The 18082-nt window shown below is 34.9% G+C and carries 20 protein-coding genes; 6 read left to right on the top strand and 14 right to left on the bottom strand.

Annotated features, from left to right (window positions below; translation table 11 throughout):
* Window positions 1–7: 7 nt before the first annotated feature.
* Window positions 8–664: a hypothetical protein gene (locus SAY88_RS20130; protein ID WP_332633942.1), complete on the bottom strand. Its 657-nt coding sequence runs from the start codon at window positions 662–664 to the stop codon at window positions 8–10.
* Window positions 665–1300 (bottom strand): YhbD family protein, encoded by a 636-nt coding sequence (locus SAY88_RS20125; protein ID WP_332633941.1) that lies wholly within the window; start codon window positions 1298–1300, stop codon window positions 665–667. It abuts the gene before it with no gap.
* Window positions 1301–1581: 281 nt separating this feature from the next.
* On the opposite strand from SAY88_RS20125, the gene SAY88_RS20120 reads away from it, so the two are divergent.
* Window positions 1582–2994, top strand: a complete 1413-nt coding sequence (locus SAY88_RS20120) for a PQQ-dependent sugar dehydrogenase (RefSeq protein ID WP_332633940.1) — start codon at window positions 1582–1584, stop codon at window positions 2992–2994.
* Window positions 2995–3264: 270 nt separating this feature from the next.
* On the opposite strand, the gene SAY88_RS20115 is transcribed toward SAY88_RS20120, so the two are convergent.
* From SAY88_RS20115 to SAY88_RS20100, 4 genes are all read right to left on the bottom strand, one after another.
* Window positions 3265–3825 carry a hypothetical protein gene (locus tag SAY88_RS20115; RefSeq protein WP_332633939.1) on the bottom strand — a complete coding sequence of 187 codons (561 nt, stop codon included), beginning with the start codon at window positions 3823–3825 and terminating at the stop codon, window positions 3265–3267.
* A gap of 351 nt (window positions 3826–4176) precedes the next feature.
* Window positions 4177–4881: a hypothetical protein gene (locus SAY88_RS20110; protein WP_332633938.1), complete on the bottom strand. Its 705-nt coding sequence runs from the start codon at window positions 4879–4881 to the stop codon at window positions 4177–4179.
* A 1-nt stretch (window position 4882) separates the two neighbouring features.
* Window positions 4883–5755, bottom strand: a complete 873-nt coding sequence (locus SAY88_RS20105) for an ABC transporter ATP-binding protein (RefSeq protein WP_332633937.1) — start codon at window positions 5753–5755, stop codon at window positions 4883–4885.
* Entirely contained in the window at window positions 5748–6128 is a 381-nt protein-coding gene (locus tag SAY88_RS20100) for a GntR family transcriptional regulator (protein ID WP_332633936.1), read from the bottom strand. Before SAY88_RS20100 ends, SAY88_RS20105 begins: the two co-directional genes overlap by 8 nt.
* A 622-nt stretch (window positions 6129–6750) precedes the next feature.
* Between SAY88_RS20100 and SAY88_RS20095 the strand changes: the two genes are divergently transcribed.
* From SAY88_RS20095 to chrA, 3 genes are read left to right on the top strand one after another with little or no spacing between them, the layout of a single operon-like run.
* Window positions 6751–7182 carry a Chromate resistance protein ChrB gene (locus SAY88_RS20095; protein ID WP_332633935.1) on the top strand — a complete coding sequence of 144 codons (432 nt, stop codon included), beginning with the start codon at window positions 6751–6753 and terminating at the stop codon, window positions 7180–7182.
* A complete protein-coding gene (locus tag SAY88_RS20090; protein WP_332633934.1) occupies window positions 7179–7601 on the top strand; it encodes a chromate resistance protein ChrB domain-containing protein in 423 nt (140 codons plus the stop codon). The genes SAY88_RS20095 and SAY88_RS20090 overlap by 4 nt, the downstream gene beginning before the upstream one ends.
* A gap of 15 nt (window positions 7602–7616) precedes the next feature.
* Entirely contained in the window at window positions 7617–8744 is a 1128-nt protein-coding gene (chrA, locus tag SAY88_RS20085) for a chromate efflux transporter (protein WP_332633933.1), read from the top strand.
* Window positions 8745–9698: 954 nt separating this feature from the next.
* Here chrA and ilvD read toward each other — a convergent pair.
* The 4 genes from ilvD to SAY88_RS20065 form a co-directional block, all read right to left on the bottom strand.
* On the bottom strand, window positions 9699–11369 hold the full coding sequence (gene ilvD / locus SAY88_RS20080) for a dihydroxy-acid dehydratase (RefSeq protein ID WP_332633932.1): 1671 nt from the start codon (window positions 11367–11369) through the stop codon (window positions 9699–9701).
* A gap of 164 nt (window positions 11370–11533) precedes the next feature.
* A complete protein-coding gene (locus tag SAY88_RS20075; RefSeq protein WP_332633931.1) occupies window positions 11534–12385 on the bottom strand; it encodes a DUF6671 family protein in 852 nt (283 codons plus the stop codon).
* A 39-nt stretch (window positions 12386–12424) separates the two neighbouring features.
* Window positions 12425–12787, bottom strand: coding sequence for a Na-translocating system protein MpsC family protein (locus SAY88_RS20070; RefSeq protein WP_332633930.1), 363 nt, complete (start codon window positions 12785–12787; stop codon window positions 12425–12427).
* A gap of 648 nt (window positions 12788–13435) precedes the next feature.
* Complete coding sequence (locus SAY88_RS20065) at window positions 13436–13816, bottom strand: helix-turn-helix domain-containing protein (RefSeq protein ID WP_332633929.1); 381 nt, start codon at window positions 13814–13816, stop codon at window positions 13436–13438.
* Window positions 13817–14084: 268 nt separating this feature from the next.
* Between SAY88_RS20065 and SAY88_RS20060 the strand changes: the two genes are divergently transcribed.
* Window positions 14085–15137 (top strand): hypothetical protein, encoded by a 1053-nt coding sequence (locus tag SAY88_RS20060; RefSeq protein WP_332633928.1) that lies wholly within the window; start codon window positions 14085–14087, stop codon window positions 15135–15137.
* A 221-nt stretch (window positions 15138–15358) separates the two neighbouring features.
* Here the strand turns inward: SAY88_RS20060 and SAY88_RS20055 are convergent, their stop codons facing one another.
* Complete coding sequence (locus SAY88_RS20055) at window positions 15359–15766, bottom strand: HAMP domain-containing sensor histidine kinase (RefSeq protein ID WP_332633927.1); 408 nt, start codon at window positions 15764–15766, stop codon at window positions 15359–15361.
* 272 nt (window positions 15767–16038) lie between these two features.
* Here SAY88_RS20055 and SAY88_RS20050 point away from each other — a divergent pair, with 272 nt between their 5' ends.
* Window positions 16039–16230, top strand: coding sequence for a hypothetical protein (locus tag SAY88_RS20050; protein WP_332633926.1), 192 nt, complete (start codon window positions 16039–16041; stop codon window positions 16228–16230).
* Window positions 16231–16480: 250 nt separating this feature from the next.
* Here SAY88_RS20050 and SAY88_RS20045 read toward each other — a convergent pair whose 3' ends face one another.
* The 3 genes from SAY88_RS20045 to SAY88_RS20035 all read right to left on the bottom strand — a co-directional run bounded on the left by SAY88_RS20045 (window position 16481) and on the right by SAY88_RS20035 (window position 17999).
* A complete protein-coding gene (locus SAY88_RS20045; protein ID WP_332633925.1) occupies window positions 16481–16960 on the bottom strand; it encodes a GNAT family N-acetyltransferase in 480 nt (159 codons plus the stop codon).
* A gap of 141 nt (window positions 16961–17101) precedes the next feature.
* Window positions 17102–17362 (bottom strand): hypothetical protein, encoded by a 261-nt coding sequence (locus SAY88_RS20040; RefSeq protein ID WP_332633924.1) that lies wholly within the window; start codon window positions 17360–17362, stop codon window positions 17102–17104.
* A 121-nt stretch (window positions 17363–17483) separates the two neighbouring features.
* The gene (locus SAY88_RS20035) at window positions 17484–17999 is read right to left on the bottom strand and encodes a hypothetical protein (protein ID WP_332633923.1); all 516 of its coding nucleotides are present in this window, start codon (window positions 17997–17999) and stop codon (window positions 17484–17486) included.
* Window positions 18000–18082: the final 83 nt, after the last annotated feature.

Raw genomic sequence — 18082 nt, 5'->3', positions numbered from 1 at the left:
CCAATTATTATATTTGATTAATTTGTAATATATTTTTTGAATTTTTTTCTTTACTTGTAAAGGTAGACCTATATTCAACTTTCTCAATATGGCAATTTGGACCTATTTCAATGTCATTTCCTCTAACTATTTTTGCTGTGGTATATTCTAAATAAATGTTATCTCCTTCTATTACCTCTGCTTCTAGTGTGTAAGATCGCTTCAAGAAACTTCTACTTTTAATTACTATCTTCTCACCACCAATTTCGCCGACCTTGCTTGGAGCAACTTGTAAATTAACTAGTAGATCACCAACATTTAACAATCCAGTGATATTAAAACCCCCTTTAAGGTTCATTTTTTCTAGCTCCACATTTCCTTCCCCGTTGAGAAACCCTCTCATATCAAGCGTATCTGCTTTCATCGACTTCCTAGCAGTTAGCTCACCAATAACTTTTATTCTATTACTTTTTGTTTCTTCATCTATACTTAGCTTCCCAATTACATGCACTTGATCCATTGACGCCATTCCTTTTATACGACATTCCCCAATAATCTTTGTTTCTTGGGAAGAAACATCTTCAGAAATTTCCCCTTGTCCAGTCACTTTAATTTTTTCGTAATCTCCACCAGGATAGGTTCCTTCTCCTATAACCTTTAAATTTTTATTTTTTTTCATTGTCATTTAAAAACCCCCTGTTACTAAGGAATCCAGTAGTTTATTCAATTCTGTTTCAATGTCCAATAAAACAGCCACTTTGGTTTTCTCATCAACATAAAAGTCATCGGGATTGGTAACAAGCAACACCGTTACAACACCCATCTTTCTTAACACCACTAATGACGCACGCTTTTCCTCTAGCTTAGAAAAATGGTCATGTAATGTTTGAATGACTTGCATTCCTTCTTCCCATCCGATCTCTCCTGTCTCCAAAGATTTATCTAAAAGATACAAAAATAGCGAAGTTTGGAAGGTTATCGTATCCAGATCACCGAATTGCTCTTCAAAAATAGCAATAGCATTTCTCGAAACAATGTTTCGTTCTATAAAATCCTTCCTTGATATGTTAATGTCCTTTTTCTTAGGAGATAAAGCATTTGCTAATTCGTCTAATGATAAAGTATCCTTTAATTCTTTAATTCTATTAATTCTTTCCACCATCTTATCTCTTGGAAAAAACGTTTCTTGTCCAGTAAATGTTGATTTTCTAATAAACCAATCGTCTGGTATTAGCTTTTTTCTCTTCCAACGATAGAGCTGTCCGTAAGTAATGTCCGTTTGCTCTAGCAGGTCCTTTTTAGAAATTAATTCTTCATCCATTGTCTTCACTCCTTAACAATAACGTAACATAACACTGTTACGTTGTAAAGATGCTATCTTTCTTCATTTTTGATTACTTTATTCAAATGAAAATAATGACTTACTACATACTTATTTAATTTTCGGGAGAGGATTGGGTGGTTAGGTAAAATAGTAGTTTGACTAGGGTTTAATGCGGAAAGTGGTGCAATGCGAGCTTTCCCCTGCCCTCTTATGGTACTTATAGAACTTTTCTAATCATATTCTTATAAAAGAAAACAATAAGAAGGGGTGTAAGTTAATTGAAAAAAGTTAAGGTTCGTTTACGACCCATTGTAAGTAAGATAAATTTACCCACTGTTTTGAAAACAACTATTCTTCCAGGTGACTCAATTGAAAGATTATTTATTACAACCCAGGTAGGAGAGATTTATTACATTGGAAACGGAGATATAAGGACTTTTTTAGATATTCGCCCACGAGTCATAAAACTAGGTGCTTCTGGTGGCGGATATGATGAACGGGGATTGCTAGGGATAGCGTTTCATCCCGATTTTTATTATAACGGTCTGTTTTATCTTCATTATTCAGTAGCTGGATCACAAGGTCCAGGTGCTCTTCCTGAATTTTTTAAGCCTAATCCGTGTGATCCAAGAACCTTAAACCTAAAATGGATAAATAGAGAAACTCAATATGATCATATAGATACAGTTGAAGAATGGATTTTACAATCGAATGGTCAACCTCAAAAACGGCGGACATTACTTAATTTAAGAAGACCATTTTTTAATCATAATGGTGTCAATAGCTTAAACTTTTCACCTGAAACAGGAAAACTTGTTTTAACAACCGGAGATGGTGGATCAGGCTATGATCCATTTAATTTAAGCCAGGATGATATGGAGATCGCCGGTAAAATAATTGAAATTGATGTAGTTAAGAATTCATTTATCAATAATCCACCCGTCGTTACACGTTTTAATGAACTTCCCGTACCTATTCAGGAAACGCTCACAGTAATTACTAAAGGAGTTCGCAATATACCAGGCATTTCATTTCAAAGGTTTAATAATCAGTATATTAAATATGCGGGAAATGTCGGACAGGATTTAGTCGAGTCGATTTTTTCATTTATTCATTATAAACCCATACCGGTTACACAGCTTATTCAAGCTTCTTTCATGTATTCTAAGCCTGACCAAGAAGGATTTATTAACTTTGGCTGGCGGGGGTGGGAAGGTTGTTTTCCTACTTCGACCATAAGAGGCTGTACTTATAACCCGTCTTTGGATGAGAAAACAATTGCTTTTTACAATGAATCAGTAGCACTTTCAGGGAGTCGTCTTCAGCCTTTAACTAGTTATTTTCATCAAGATCCCCGACCCGATAAGTTTGAAGGAACTGCACTTACAGGAATTCAGCCTTATATGGGGAATCGAATCCCTGATTTAACAGGAAATGTTGTGTTTACTGATTTTGCCCGGAAAGATTCTCAACCTCATGGTAGAGGGGCTTTAGCTTATACCAGAGTGAGACCAGATGGCAAACAAAATGATTTTAGTGTGATTCAAATCGATTATGATTTTGAATCTCAATCAGCCTTTTATACTAGTTTGGGAACGAATCTGGATCAATCCAGACTATATTTAGGGGTTTATGGCTCTATGAATGTGACTGATTTTAACCAAGGAACTGTTTTTGAAATAGTTCCTTGAATCATACCTATAAAATTCTACTTAATCTTGATACCTCTCTTACATGGATTAAATTGTAATCTAATTAAAACCAAGGGAGGAATCAGGCTTCCTTGGTTGAATTTTTCCAGATATTAAAAGTTGAACACCTTGATTTCATTAAAATATTGTTTTACTGTTACATAAGTTTCCGAGCTGATTCCAATAAATCTTTATATAGGCGCCCCCAACGACTTGGAGATCTTTTAATTATCTGGGTGATTCCTGAGACTGGACTGTTTTTAAGGATCACTAAATTATAATCATTTTTATTCTTTTAATAATGATTAAAGCAATTTCAACCCATAGCCAGCTATAAAGGAAAGCAAATAAAAAGATACTTATAGTTGTAAGAAATGAAAAGGAATCAGAGACGGCTGGACCTAGAATTGGAAAGTGAAAAATAAATAGTAGACTCATTATTCCTAACATTAAAAGAATTGTACCAATAGCAATAATACTTAATCTCTTCCTAAAAAAGGAAAAAGATGCGCCTATGCCAAGCCCTAACAATCCTGTTGTAAAAGGAAATACAATTAGTTCAGTTGGCTGTAGGATGAATAACAACATAATTGTCAGAAAATAGGACTTTACTCCAAATGGAATGGATAACATGGAACATAACAGAATAGGTGCAGTGGCAAGCGGACTTATAAAATATCCTATACCTGGTAAGAAGCCACCAGCAGCCTGTAGAATAGCAGCAATACAAGCAAGAATAGACCCTAATATGAGCTTCATCGTTCTTTTATGTTTTTTGAATATAATTTGAGATAAACGAACCTCATCAGAAATAGGTTTAAAAAAATACACTTTTTCACCTCATTCTAAATGGTTTATATGTTTTCCGTACATTATATTTACCATTTATTGGAGGTGGAACTATTATTATTAATCCAAACATCAACATCCTTTAGCACCTGAAATAATCAGGTGCTTTCTCTCAGTATGTAAACTCGTTAATTTAAGTGCATTCTTTCACAAAGTCGCCGAAATGAAGCTAATTATTGCTCAGTATGAGTCAAATATGAAAAGACGATCACATTGAACGTAATCGTCTCATTAGTTAGGTTATTATTTAACAGTATCGTTGTAGTAGCATATCCACCCGTTCGTGATATAAAGTTAGCCACATTTTTCCGGTTGACCTATTCTCAATTAGTATTACGCTATTTTAATCGGTGTTTCTTTTACTATTTTGTGAACTAATATAGTTGATATCGCCGCTATAATAATGGATCCTACAATAGCAATCGAAACATGAGGTACTGGAATATCTAAGTTAAATAATCCCATAATTGGTTTAGGTATGCTAAATGCCCATAATAAATCACTAAGAGATACTATTACGAAAGCAACCACAATGGAAACAAATCCGCCAGAACCTCCATATCGATAAAATCCTAATCCAACTAGCCACCCAACTAGAAAATAAATCATGACGACGATGATATAAGAGATAATAGTCAATAACCAACTGTTTATCCCAAGTGTTGATAACACAACCTCTGTGAAAACGTTCATTTTAAATAAGCTTATTACCCAAGTTAGAATTGCTGTAATACCAATGATAGTAATCACTAAGCCGATTGATGAAAGGAATGCTCCTTGAAAGTACGATTTTCTAGTAACACCATGCTTCACATACATTGGTAGGAATGCTAAGCTTGAAAGAATCCCACAAACGAGCAAAAAGATCGTTGCTGTTTGAAACGTAAAGGTGAGTAGCGACATCGTTCTAATTTCCGGTTCGTTTAGGAACCAAAAAACGGAAAAGTAAAAAACATAAACAATTGGCAAGTACCATGCTACCCATTTCATTTGTACCGAGTATAGGTCAACAGCTATTTTCTTTCCCATTTCGTTCATATTAATTCCCCTCCTTTGTTAATTGAATAAACAAATCTTGTAGTGAAATGTTGCCTATCTCTAATCCTTTTTGTATTACACCATCTTCTTTTTCTTTCGATAATTCTCCGTACACCATTACCGATTTTATTCCCCCTAGCTGTTGTTCACTTAATACATTAAGTCCAGCGACTACTTCTTCTACATCTCTAATCGCCCCTGTAACAGAGAAACCTTTTTGTAGGAGAGAATCCATTTCCTCTTGAACTACTAATTTTCCTTTGTGAATAATAAGAACTTCATCAAATAAGTATTCCATTTCTGATACTAAGTGGGTAGATAAAATGAAAAGTCTAGGATAACGTGCTTGCTCTTCTACTATTTCTTTATAAAAAATTTCTCGAGTTGGAGCATCCATCCCTTGGTATGCCTCATCGAAAATGGTGATTGGAGTTCTATTCGCTAACCCGATTGTTACATTAAAAGCTGACTGCATTCCCGTTGATAATTTCCTTAGTGGTTTATTTGTTGGAAGTTGGAATAATTCTACTAATTGTTCGGCATATTTTCGATCAAAGGTGGGACGATAGCGCTCTGCTAGTTTAAAAAATTGTTTAATTGTGTCATATTCGTCTTTATAGTCTGTTTGGTGAACGAACGTAACTTGAGCTACTGCTTTCTCATTTTCAAAGATGCTGTCCCCATCTATTTTTATTTCCCCACTCGTGGCCTTTCGGTATGCAGCTAATAAAGATAGTAGACTAGTTTTCCCAGCACCATTTCGACCGATTAGTCCATAAATTTTCCCGTTTTCCAATGTGAAGTTAATATCACTCAATGCTTGAAATTCTTTATAAGAAACAGTTATATTCTTCGCCTCCACTTCCCTAGTCATCTTTCACACTCCCTTTTAATTTCTCCATTATTTTCACGATCTCACTATCTGACAACTTCAACTTTCTCGCTTCTTTTAACATCGGTAGGACAAATTCCTCAGCAAAACCTTCTCTTCGTTGTAGCACCAATTTTTCTTTCGCCCCTTCCGCCACAAACATTCCAACACCTCTCTTTTTATAAATGATCTCTTCTTCCACAAGGAGGTTAATCCCTTTCGAAACAGTGATGTGGTTCACCTTATAAAACTGAACGAGCTGGTTTGTCGATGGAATTTGGTCATGCTTTTTTAGTTGATCATTAATGATTTGGTCTTCAATCACTTCTTTTATTTGAATAAATATAGGCTTTTTATCATCTAAAGATTTACTCAATGCTTGAGTCACCTCTATTCCGTGTTATATGGTTATATAGTTATGTATATGAGTATATCTGAAGTGCACATTAATTGTCAACGATGGACGTAGGGAAAGTTACCTCTCCGCCAAAATGAACTTTACCTATAAAAAAAGGACTGCAAGAAATACAGTTCGTTTTTTCGGATAATTTACCTGTCCACTTTATTTATGCACAGTATTTAGTCAAATAAGAAAAGCCGACCGCTTTAAAAGCAATCGTCTCTTGATGATTCAGCTATTTCCAGCATATGTACTTTTTTTAGAATGTTAAACATTTTACGTTGAAAATCTTCTAAACTTACCGTTCCTTCATTCGGGCATTTTCATCCGTTAAAAACCGATGGTTAATCGCTTTAAGGAGACTTATTTTATCCAATTGAAGACCGTCAAAATTACGATAACCGCTTTTCGGATCCCGGGAAGTATTGCCGCCCATTAGTGTAGAACTTCTGCTCATTACTTCAACAAGAAGAAGTGCAATCCACGCTTATTCAAGGATTGCCTCTTTTACTTGAAGAAGACATGTAAATCCACTCTATAAATGTAGTTAAAATTAAAGTATAATGTAACCGTGGTTACATTAATAGGAGGTGAAATATTGATTAGTTGGCTACACCTCACTTATAAAATGCCTAGAAAGCCTAGTTCTCCAAGGGTGAAAGTCTGGAGGAAGCTAAAAAGTTTAGGATCTTTTCATTTACATGATGCTATATGGCTTTTACCTAAAAATGCTTATACATATGAACAATTTCAATGGTTAACTGTTGAGATTAAGGATTTAGGCGGAGAAGCCACTATGTGGGAATCACAACTTCACTTTGGATTATCTGATAAGGAAATAAGTCAGATGTTCATTGAACAAATCAATGAAGGTTATATTGAACTTCTAAAACAACTGGATGAAGAAAACATTGATTTGGTTTCTTTGGCAAAGAAATACCAACGGATAAAAAGAATTGATTATTTCAATTCCCCGTTGGAATTAAAAGTACGTGAAAAAATAATACAACGAAGGAGTGAATTAAAATGAAGTGGGTTACATGGGAAAACATCGGAGTAGACCGTATGGCTTGTTGTTGGTTAATTAAAAAGTATATTGATCAAGAAGCTGAATTTATTTTTATCCCTGAAGGCGAACAAGAAATTCCTGATAATACAAGGGGATTTGATATACCAGGGGCAGAGTTTTCTCACCGAAATGGACGATGTTCATTTTATTCTTTCATAGAAGATTACAACTTAGAAGATACCGTCCTAAAAAAAATTGCTCTAATTGTAGATGAAGCAGATACGGTACAAGAAGTTTTTTTAGAGCCTGTTGCACCCGGTCTTGATTTTATTTGTGATGGAATTAGCCTAAATAGTAAGGATGATTATGAGGCTTTAGAAAAAGGATTTATTATTTATGACGCTTTATACGCAATGATAAAAAGAAATAATCATTTATAATGGGAGAGAAAAAAAATGGAGAAACCTAGTTTATGGAACATTTTTTGGACCTATATCCTTATTGGATTACAGGGATGGGGTGGTCCAACTGCACAAATACAAGTCATTCATGAGCACGCGGTTGAAAAGAAAAAGTGGATCGATAATGAACGATTTCGAGATGCCTTTGCTGTATGTGGGATGTTGCCAGGACCAGAGGCAGCTGAACTTTGTATGTATGTTGGATATAGACAACGTGGTTATTTAGGTGGATTTTTAGCTGGCCTGGGGTTTATGTTACCGAACTTTATCTTGATTACCATCTTGGCATGGGCTTACTTTCAGTATGCTGTAACTTCTGACATAGCTCAAGGTTTATTATATGGTGTTAAGCCAGCAATGGTTGCTATTGTTTTATTTAGTCTTTATCGAATAGCTAACAAATTTGGGGTATTACAAGACGGGAAGAAAATATTTATTACCCTTTTCATGTTAACTTTAACTTTTATTACTCAAATTGACTTAATCCTTTTACTATTGGTAATGGGAGTAGTATATATGATACTAGTTCGCTCATTTAATAATAAAGCATTCAGCGTTAACAGTCTTCCATTTTTAGCAATCGCCTCAGTAGGGACCGCTTCGATACCAACTAGCCTTTCCCTATTATTTTTAAAAATTGGTGCACTTAGCTTTGGCGGAGCATATACGGTTTTAGCATTGTTACAATTTGAAGCTGTTGATAATTATGGCTGGCTAACAACTGAACAATATATTGATGGTTTAGCTATTAATGAATTAACACCTGGTCCGTTAATTATGGTTGCAGCATTTGTTGGTTTTGCAGCATATGGTTTTTGGGGAGCTACACTGGCAACCTTTTTTATCTTTTTACCTGCCTTTTTAGTTGTGCTCTTAGGTGCTCCGTATTTCGATAAGATTAGAGAGAATGAGAAGCTAAAATTATACCTAGCAGGAGTTAGTGCAGCAGTTGTTGGTCTAATTGCTAGTTTCCTAATACGTCTATCTTTAGAAGTCTTTATTGATTGGGGAAGTGTTGTTATTGCTATCGTAATGCTTGGTCTATTGTTTAAATTCAAATGGCAAATCTGGCAAGTATTCCTTTTAGCATTAGCTTTTGGGACTTTACTTATCTTTTTATAAGTATTAAAAAAATCTGAACACGGGGACAGATCTAGCGCTTCCTTCGCATAACGAAAAGAAGGCATAAGGTCCGTCCCCTCCTTCCACCTACTCCCCCCTACTGACATTATAAAGTAGTCATACCTATTACTGTTTTTGTTCAAGATAATTCTGCCATTCATAAAGACTTTCCGCCATACGGTAAGCCATAAACCCATGCTCTTTCATTTTTTGTGCAGCTATGGCTGAAAAAGCACAGAACTGCCCTCTATAATAAGCTACAACTTGTTTATCTCTCGGTAATTGTTGAAGATAAAAATCAACTTTTTCAAAGGACAGTTTTTGGACCCTGAGCTAGTAAATTTAAGATCTCAAGGCGTTTGTCACTATAAACATTTTCCAATTCTTTATAGTTGTTTATACAAATCATCTTTATAATCTTTTACAGAAGAAATAAGCTCTTCCATATTAATCATCCTTTATTATTCAATTGATTACATTGTTGATAATACTATAGTTGAAGTTAAAATAACAAATAATGATTTTCATTTTCTCATCCTCCTCTGCAAGAGTACACTATGTGTTAAAGAATAACGTTTGCGGGATAGCCTTAATTTTACCCTGCAACCACGTCATGATTAAAAGTACTTCTCCAAGATAAACTTGTGCTAACTTAAACTCTGTAAATCTATACATACTATACTAGCATCATACAAAACAAACACTATTCAATTAATTAATTGAATAGTGATATAGGAATTAATAAAATTCAAGCGAAAAGGGGATGTCTCAAAGGTCTGTTTTTGACCTATGAGACACCCCCGAAGCAATGAGCGAAGTCGCTACATCTTTTAAAAGCCTTGAGGAGTGGATTACACATTCACGGCGCGTTACCACGGAGCCATTGTACCTCAATTCCGGACTTTTGATAACGATAGGTTCTTTTTCTACCTGCTTGTATCTGCTTATATACTATTAATCGGTTATTGCTCCTTTGGAAGCTGATGAAACTGACCGAGCATACTTAGCTAAGATCCCCTTTAAATTTTGCTCTGGAGGACTCCAATCCTTTAATCTTTCATTAAATTCTTCTGGAGAAACATCAACAGCAAGTTCTTGTAATTCACTATCAATTGTAATCAAATCTCCTTCTTTAATTAATGCAATTGGGCCACCAACCTGTGCTTCAGGGGAGATATGACCAACTACTAATCCATGTGTTCCTCCAGAGAATCTACCATCTGTAATTAAACCTACCTTTTCTCCAAGACCCTTACCGACCACTATTGCTGTAATTGATAACATCTCAGCCATTCCAGGTCCACCCTTAGGTCCAACGTATCGAATGACAATGACATCTCCTGGATTAATCTCATTATTTAGAACAGCATTTGTTGCATCTGTCTCAGAATCAAAAACACGAGCAGGTCCTGTTATTTTTTTAATTTTCAAACCAGACATTTTTGCTAATGCACCATCAGGAGCTAAATTACCCTTTAGAATAACTAATGGTCCTGTCTCACGTTTTGGATTGTCAAAGGAGATAATTTCTTGCCCTTCTTTTAAAGGCTGAATTTCAGATAGATTTTGCTCTATTGTGTTACCGGTTACTGTTAAACACTCTCCATGAAGTAGCCCTTTATCAAGAAGTAACTTCATTACGGCAGGTACTCCACCAATTTCAGATAGATTTTCCATTACATAACGACCACTTGGTTTTAGGTCTGCTATATGAGGAACTTTTTTACGGATACGTTCAAAATCATCTAAATTAAGGTCTACATCAACTGTATGAGCCAATGCTAATAAATGAAGGACAGCATTGGTTGACCCTCCAAGAGCCATTACAACAGTAATAGCATTTTCAAAGGCTTTCTTCGTCATAATATCTTTAGGAGTAATTCCTTTATTTAATAAATTCATAACAGCTTTTCCTGCTTTTATACAATCTTCTAATTTTTCTTCTGTCTCTGCTGGGTTTGATGAGCTTCCAGGTAAACTCATCCCCATAGCTTCGATTGCCGATGCCATTGTATTCGCTGTGTACATCCCCCCACATGAACCAGCTCCTGGGCATGCATGACATTCAATTTTATGAAGTTCATCACGGTCAATATCTCCGTTATTGTATTTTCCTACTGCTTCAAAAGCAGAAACAATATCAATGTCCTTCCCATCTACATTCCCCGGTCTAATAGTTCCCCCATAAACAAAAACGGCAGGTAAATTCAAACGCCCTATTGCAATCATGCACCCTGGCATATTTTTATCGCATCCTCCAATTGCAACTACCCCATCGTAGTTCTGAGCGCCTACAACTGTTTCTATAGAATCTGCAATGACTTCACGGCTTGGTAAGGAAAAACGCATCCCCTCTGTCCCCATAGAGATACCATCTGAAACTGTAATCGTATTAAAAATAAAAGGAGTTCCCCCTGCATCTAAAGCACCTTTTTTTGCTTTTCTAGCTAATTCATCAATATGCATATTACATGGGGTAACCTCGCTCCATGTACTAGCAATTCCTACAAAAGGTTTATTAAAATCTTCATCTTTAATCCCCATTGCCCGTATCATTGCACGATTTGGGGCACGGTTTATATCATTAAAAACAGAACTTCGAATTTTGGATGTATTGTTATTCATTAAACTAAATCTCCTTACATTCTCCGTATTTATTATTAATCTATTACCTTGATACTTTCTAAACCTTCACAATATATTAAGAGATTTCTCGATGCCCGTTACAGACATAGCTACCAAACCAACACCTCCTTTTTCAATCTATTTATTGTAATAATCCTTATTTATTAAGGATTACACCAATCGCAATAAGTGGGAGATGTTGTTGTAACACCATCTTGACGAGGTTCTTCTTTTCTAAAATTGCAACTAGGACAGCCATATACTTCTTTTGCAATTTGTTTTGTCCAAAGACCACAAGCTTCACAAGGTAATCCACGTACCACATCTACTACTCCCCACCCTGGACAAGAACAATTCGGACATAAGTTCATCAATCGAACAGCTAGTTTTTCCGCTAGCTTATTTATTACTTTCATACGGGTAGGATTCATATGAGCTCGCATATCTGTTTCGACATGAACTAAGCCATCTGCAGATGCAGAAGTACAAAGGTTAATAGCTTCCTTCACCTCAGAAGATCTTTTTAATCCCTTAAAAGTAAAACCTTGAATAAAACCTGAATTTGGTCTAACAACTAAGGCATGAGAAGGGAAATGTACCTTATCTAGGAAATCTTTAAGATCATTAATAGAAGTAACTGTTTTTGCATCATAATTGGTTTCGAGGCTTATCTCCTGCTCAATAACTTCAATACCACGTTCGTCATCAATCCATAAAAGGATTTCATGGTCTTCTGCAACCATAGGAAAATAACGATGTGGTCCAAAACTTCCTTCACTCGCTATTCCAAGAGGAAGACCAAGTTCATCCATACCCATTCTAGCTTTTTTTCGGAGAGTTTCTAACGGTGTAAACTCACGTTCTACTTCTCCAGAAAATGTTCCTAATAGATCGGTATTAATTTTTTCAGGAACTTTAATTGATACTCCTAATAGATCATTGAAAGGCTTACCAATGGCTTGTCGTTTATCATGCATTGTTGATAGGGCAGCTTTTCTACCCTTGTAGGGATGCATATTGTATATTCCCCCTCTCTTTTAGTTTTTAATAGGTTTTTAATATTTTTTTTCCAAATTACTCGCTAGTTTAAAAGTCATCATTCTTTCACCCGTTTTAGTACTAACATCGGTATGAAAACTCACTACTTCTTCATCAGTTATATTAAAAATCAATCTCTTTAGGTCTTCTATCCCTGATTCAATGAGATCAGTTCTTGATTTTTTTATCAACAAAACTCCTTCTTTATCTTTACACAGTGCATACTCAGCAGGAGTTAAAATACCACGAAGTATAACAATAACTAAATCTCTTAAAATATCTGTTTTAACAGCTATTGGACCACGGCCAAGATATTCTTTTTGCCATTGAATTAAAGCTTTACTGATTTCAGATTCAGTCGCACCCTTTGTTTTGTTCATTTTTACCCCTCTTTTCATTTAATATGGTAAAGTCACTTAGTTGGAAAAGTACTTTCAGTGGTTACCAGTTTTTCCAACGTCCTTCGGGATCAACACTCGCAAGTCGTATCTTGAAATAGCTTCTCTTACCTTAGGTTGAATGTTATTTACTCAATAAAAAAACCGACAACTTCAAACGTCAATGATGATATAAAATCATTGAATCTGAAAATTGTCGGTTTCACCTCAACTAACTTCAGCGAAGTCTTTTGATGAGCTACCTTTTTATTGGAATAATAATTTATGTTTATATATTCTCTTCTTTAAAAAAATCGGTATATCTCTAATCTAATCCCCCTTAGATTATGAAATATACCGATTTACATTACTCTCTCATTCTTGTACTTTAGGAAACTTTTTCATCCAGTCAATATTTTAAATATTAAAAGAATGCTAAAGACCTAATTATTTAAGAAGTTGAAAATAAACATCTACCGATTATTAAATTATAAATAATATATACCAAGCTTTATAAATATGTCAACAACATATTCCCCTTATACTCAATACTTTTTATAGCATCTAGTTTATTTCAACGCGAGATATCTAAATAAATAAAGATTAAGAGCCATTTCGCTCCCGATCTTTATTTTAAATCGAATAACGTGCTTATGAAGATAGTTTTTTCATAATCCGCTTTGCTCGAATATAATCTATAGCTTCCTTTATTAGCTCCTCGTCAACTTCTTTATCATCAATAATTATTTTATATTTACCTTCGAGTATCCCAATATCAGAAAGATAATGAGTAGTCGTCGGATTAATATAATCGCTAGATTTCTCAGGGATATCGGAATAGCCTACTAAATAATCAATTGTTGTCTCAAACAAATCAGCTATTTTCTTTAATGTACTGATCTCTGGGGTTCGTATCCCGTTTTCATATCCAGAAACTGCAACTTTAGAAACTTGTATTTTATCTCCAACTTCTTGTTGAGTTAAATTGTTTTGTTTTCTCAGCCTCTTTAGTCTTGTCTTAAAATCAGGCATTGGCTCGCTCTCCCACCTTAATCACTAAATCTTTCTAGTGATATAATTTTTACTCTTCCTTAAATTATATCAAAACGCTTTATCAAAATCTTATTTTTTAAAACTTGAAGATTCTAAATTAATACAAATATATCCTTTTTTTCTATAAAAGGGGTTGTATTTGGAGGAAGTAATTGCTATTATTGTCATTGTTATTACTCTATGATTAACTTATTCAAATAAGTTAACATACAGTTAACATAATTGAAATAATAAGGTGGGGGGAATTATGAAAAAAATTAAAATGATAGGGATTGTAGGGTTTTTGTCAGTCGCTCTACTAACTGCATGCTCAGAGGATACTGCAACTGAAGCTGATCCTGTAGAAGAAACAGAAGTTGAGGACGTAGAAGAAGTAGTTGAGATCACCGAGGAGGAAGTTCTGGAATTTCAGCAAAGCTGGGGCGAAGGAATTGTTCATATCGGAGAAGTATACAGCGAGGGTGGCGACTATGAAGCCGCTGCTACTGAGCATATCGAACGTTTCTATGGTTATGACATGAGTGATGTTCTTTTCAAACCAACTTTAGCTAGAGAGGAACGTTTCCGCGGTACATTTGAAAGTGCTTTGTCTTATTTCGTGGGTGGAGATATTTCCGAGGATAGTGGTTTTGCTATCGCACCTTGGTCAGATGTACGATGGGAAAATGAAGGGGTTTTAATTGAAGGAAATAAGGCTGTAAGTATGGGCGTGTATTATTTCACACCAGCTGATGGAGGAGAGCCTGTCGAAGTAGAATACACTTTCACTTTTAAAAAGGATAATGATGGCGACCTGAAAATTGTCCTTCACAGCTCTCACCTTCCATATAGTGCTAATCAAGCAATCACAGAGGAAGAAGTTCTGGAATTTCAGCAAAGCTGGGGAGAAGGAATTGTTCATATCGGGGAAGTTTACAGCGAGGGTGGCGACTATGAAGCCGCTGCTACTGAGCATATCGAACGTTTCTATGGTTATGACATCGGCAATGTTCTTTTCAAACCAACTTTAGCTAGAGAGGAACGTTTCCGTGGTACCTTTGAAAGTGCTTTGTCTTATTTCGTAGGTGGAGATATTTCCGAGGATAGTGGTTTTGCTATTGCACCTTGGACAGATGTGCAATGGGAAAATGAAGGGGTTATCATTGACGGAAATAAGGCTGTAAGTATGGGCGTGTATTATTTCACACCAGCTGATGGAGGAGAACCTGTCGAAGTAGAATACACTTTCTCTTATACAAGAAATGATGATGGCGACCTGAAAATTGTCCTTCACAGCTCTCATCTCCCGTATAGTAATTAATTAGTTAAATAGCAAATATTCATAGTTTATAATATAGTACCTATAAGAGATCCTTTGATTATAAAGGATCTCTTATTTCTTTTGAAGTATTAAATAGATTATGTAATACCATTTTTGATTTTAAAAAAAACGCATTTCGGATGAATTGTTCCATGTTCTATGACTTTATTAACGAGACTAAGCGATGCGAGCACGTTCATTGGTAAATCATTTATAGTAGCCTATCTAATGATTTCTTTTATTAATGGTAATTCGATTGAAAATACAGTTCCTTTACCGACTTCTGATGTAAAGTCAATTTTCCCATTATGTTCATCTATAATTTTATAGCAAGACATTAAGCCAAGCCCAGTGCCTTTTTCTTTCGTCGTGTAAAATGGCTGCCCAAGTTTGTCTTTAATATCATCAGGAATTCCTGTACCATTATCTGCGATTGTAATAAATACACTTTTGTCAGTGCAGTAGGTTGAAACAGATACAGTCCCATGATTGTCTAAGGATTCAATGGCATTTTTTATAATATTCATAAACACTTGTTTCATTTGATGCTCACTGCAATGACAAAGTAACGGTTGTTTCGCTACCTCAAAATTTATTGAAACATTGTCTAAATTAGCTTGTGACTGCATTACAATACAGACATCCTCCAAAAATTCACCTACATCAGAAGCCATTAATTCTTGAGAAACAGGCTTGCCTAGTATTAAAAGTTCACTTGCGATTGTTTCAATCCGATTAATTTCTGAATCAATAATAGGATATTTTCACCTTTACCATTTATTCATCCCTCCATTTTTGTACAGTTCAAAAAAATGTATTTTTATACCTTGAAGTTCGTCCACTCCTTCATTTAACTAAAGCATACTATATAGTACCTATTGAAATGGAGGTGACGTATTTAATGGATCAGATGGCAATGGCGTATCAAGGACAGTTGGTTGAAGTTAGAGATGTTTATGGTAGAATTCATACAGGAATTATCGATGGGGTTAATCAACGAAGAGGATTATTCCTTCGAACATCCCCCTTTAGAAGGATATTTATTCCCTTCTTCTTAATCACTTCCCTTCTCCTTTTACGACGCTTTTTCTAAAAGATTAACTAAAAATTTCATTAAGAATCGGATACAACAATAACAAATATTTTAGCAAAATGTAATAACTCATTTTGCTTTTACAATTTAGAAGAGCAGGATATGCTCTTTTTATTATTTCTTTTTTTAACCCCAAAAATCACTTCACAGTTTTTTTCAGATATAAAAGACGATTACTTGAAAGCAATCGTCTTAGAGAGTTATTCTATTACCAGTATCTTTGTACTGAACAATCGCTACACTTACTTGGTTAGTTTTTATCCACTAACATTAACTCCCATTTCTCTTCGATAAGTTCTTTATTAGAAAGTATTTGAGTTTGAGTTTTCTTTAATTCAAACCCTACTCTCTCGTAAATTCGCCTTGCTGATTTTAGTTCGCTATTAGTCCAGAGAATAATACTCTCAAATCCATTTTCTTTGCTAAAGCTAATTGCTGTTTCGACTAACTTCTGTCCATACCCAGTACCTCTAACATTAGGTTCAACAAGAAATAAACCCAATTGTGCAGTAATAGCATTAACCTTTTTTATACTTACGGAACCACTTTGTTTCCCACCAATCTCTAAAATGAAAATGTTTTCGTAAGAGTCTGCCCGCTCAATAAACCCACTAACACTTTCTTCTATAAAATCTCGAAAAGATAAATCGTATCCAAAATCTTTATTGTATAAATCATAGTGAGAATTTACTATGTAATCTTTATCTTCTAACCTATATGTACGAATCATATTAATCACCAATTTTCATCTTTTTCTTCAATCAACTTTACTTTAGCTTACTATCATTTTCCAGTTTGTGGAGTAGAAAAAGTGAGCTGCAATTGCAACTCATGATTTTTTACTAACGCGTTCGTTCAAGAAGATAGATGATTAGAATAAAAAATACATAAGTGCCAGTATTGTTCCAATCGATATTATGGATTTAATCCAGATGATTTTTTTAATTATACCTGCTTTTTCTTCAAGGTAATTTAAGTAAATCATCGTTACAGCAAATCCAATAAATGGAGTAAGATACCCTGTCCCACCAACGGCTTCAAAATACTTTAATATTCCTAATACTATTAAGATGGGACCCACAGTTCCAATAACCAAATTTATATAGAGAATGCCTTTATCATTTTTCTCCAAAATCTCTCACCCTATTTCAATAAAGTTACTCCATACCAATCTACCATTTATAAACAATTATAGTATAAAGGTAACTATAATTGGATTTTTCTGCTCGTTATTCAATAACTATACTGAAACTTTAATCTAATTCCTTAAAAAAACCTTCGAACTCAAGAGTTTTCTGTTGTCGAAAGCCAAAGTTTTTGTATTCGATCATTAGATTACTAATGTTATTTTCATAGTTTGCATCGTGTAGTTTTACCCGAAAGACGAGCAGAAAGTTATCGTCTACTTTATAGTTTTCGACAGGTAGGTATTCATTGATATACCCTTCTTTAATTACACTTTCCTCGTTCATCACTCCAGTCACACCCATTTCATCAATCATCGAAGTGACCGATATTTGTAAATCGTCTTCATTTAGCTCCGTTCCATCGTGCTTTATTAATGTTACGTTGTTTAAAGTCGGTTTTCCAAAACCACCCCAATGCAAACCGTAGCCTAAATAAAACGGCAGTCTTTCTTTTACAATTGGAGCATCCATAGCGAGATAAGAGGAAGACCCGATAACAAATTCTCCTTTTGATAAAACATAGTTAAATGTACTAACGATTAATAATAGCGCAGCTCCCAGTATAATAAACCACTTTTTCATCAAGAACCTCCTCGTATTATATCTTTAAGAGCTCTCATTTAGAGATTTCCAGTTGATCCGGATTAACAAGAACCCTTTAAATG

This window comes from Halalkalibacter flavus, assembly GCF_036663575.1.
GTDB lineage: Bacteria > Bacillota > Bacilli > Bacillales > Bacillaceae_D > Halalkalibacter > Halalkalibacter flavus.
The sequence above is the reverse complement of the archived record's forward strand: the minus strand, read 5'-3'. Positions and strand labels throughout refer to the sequence as shown.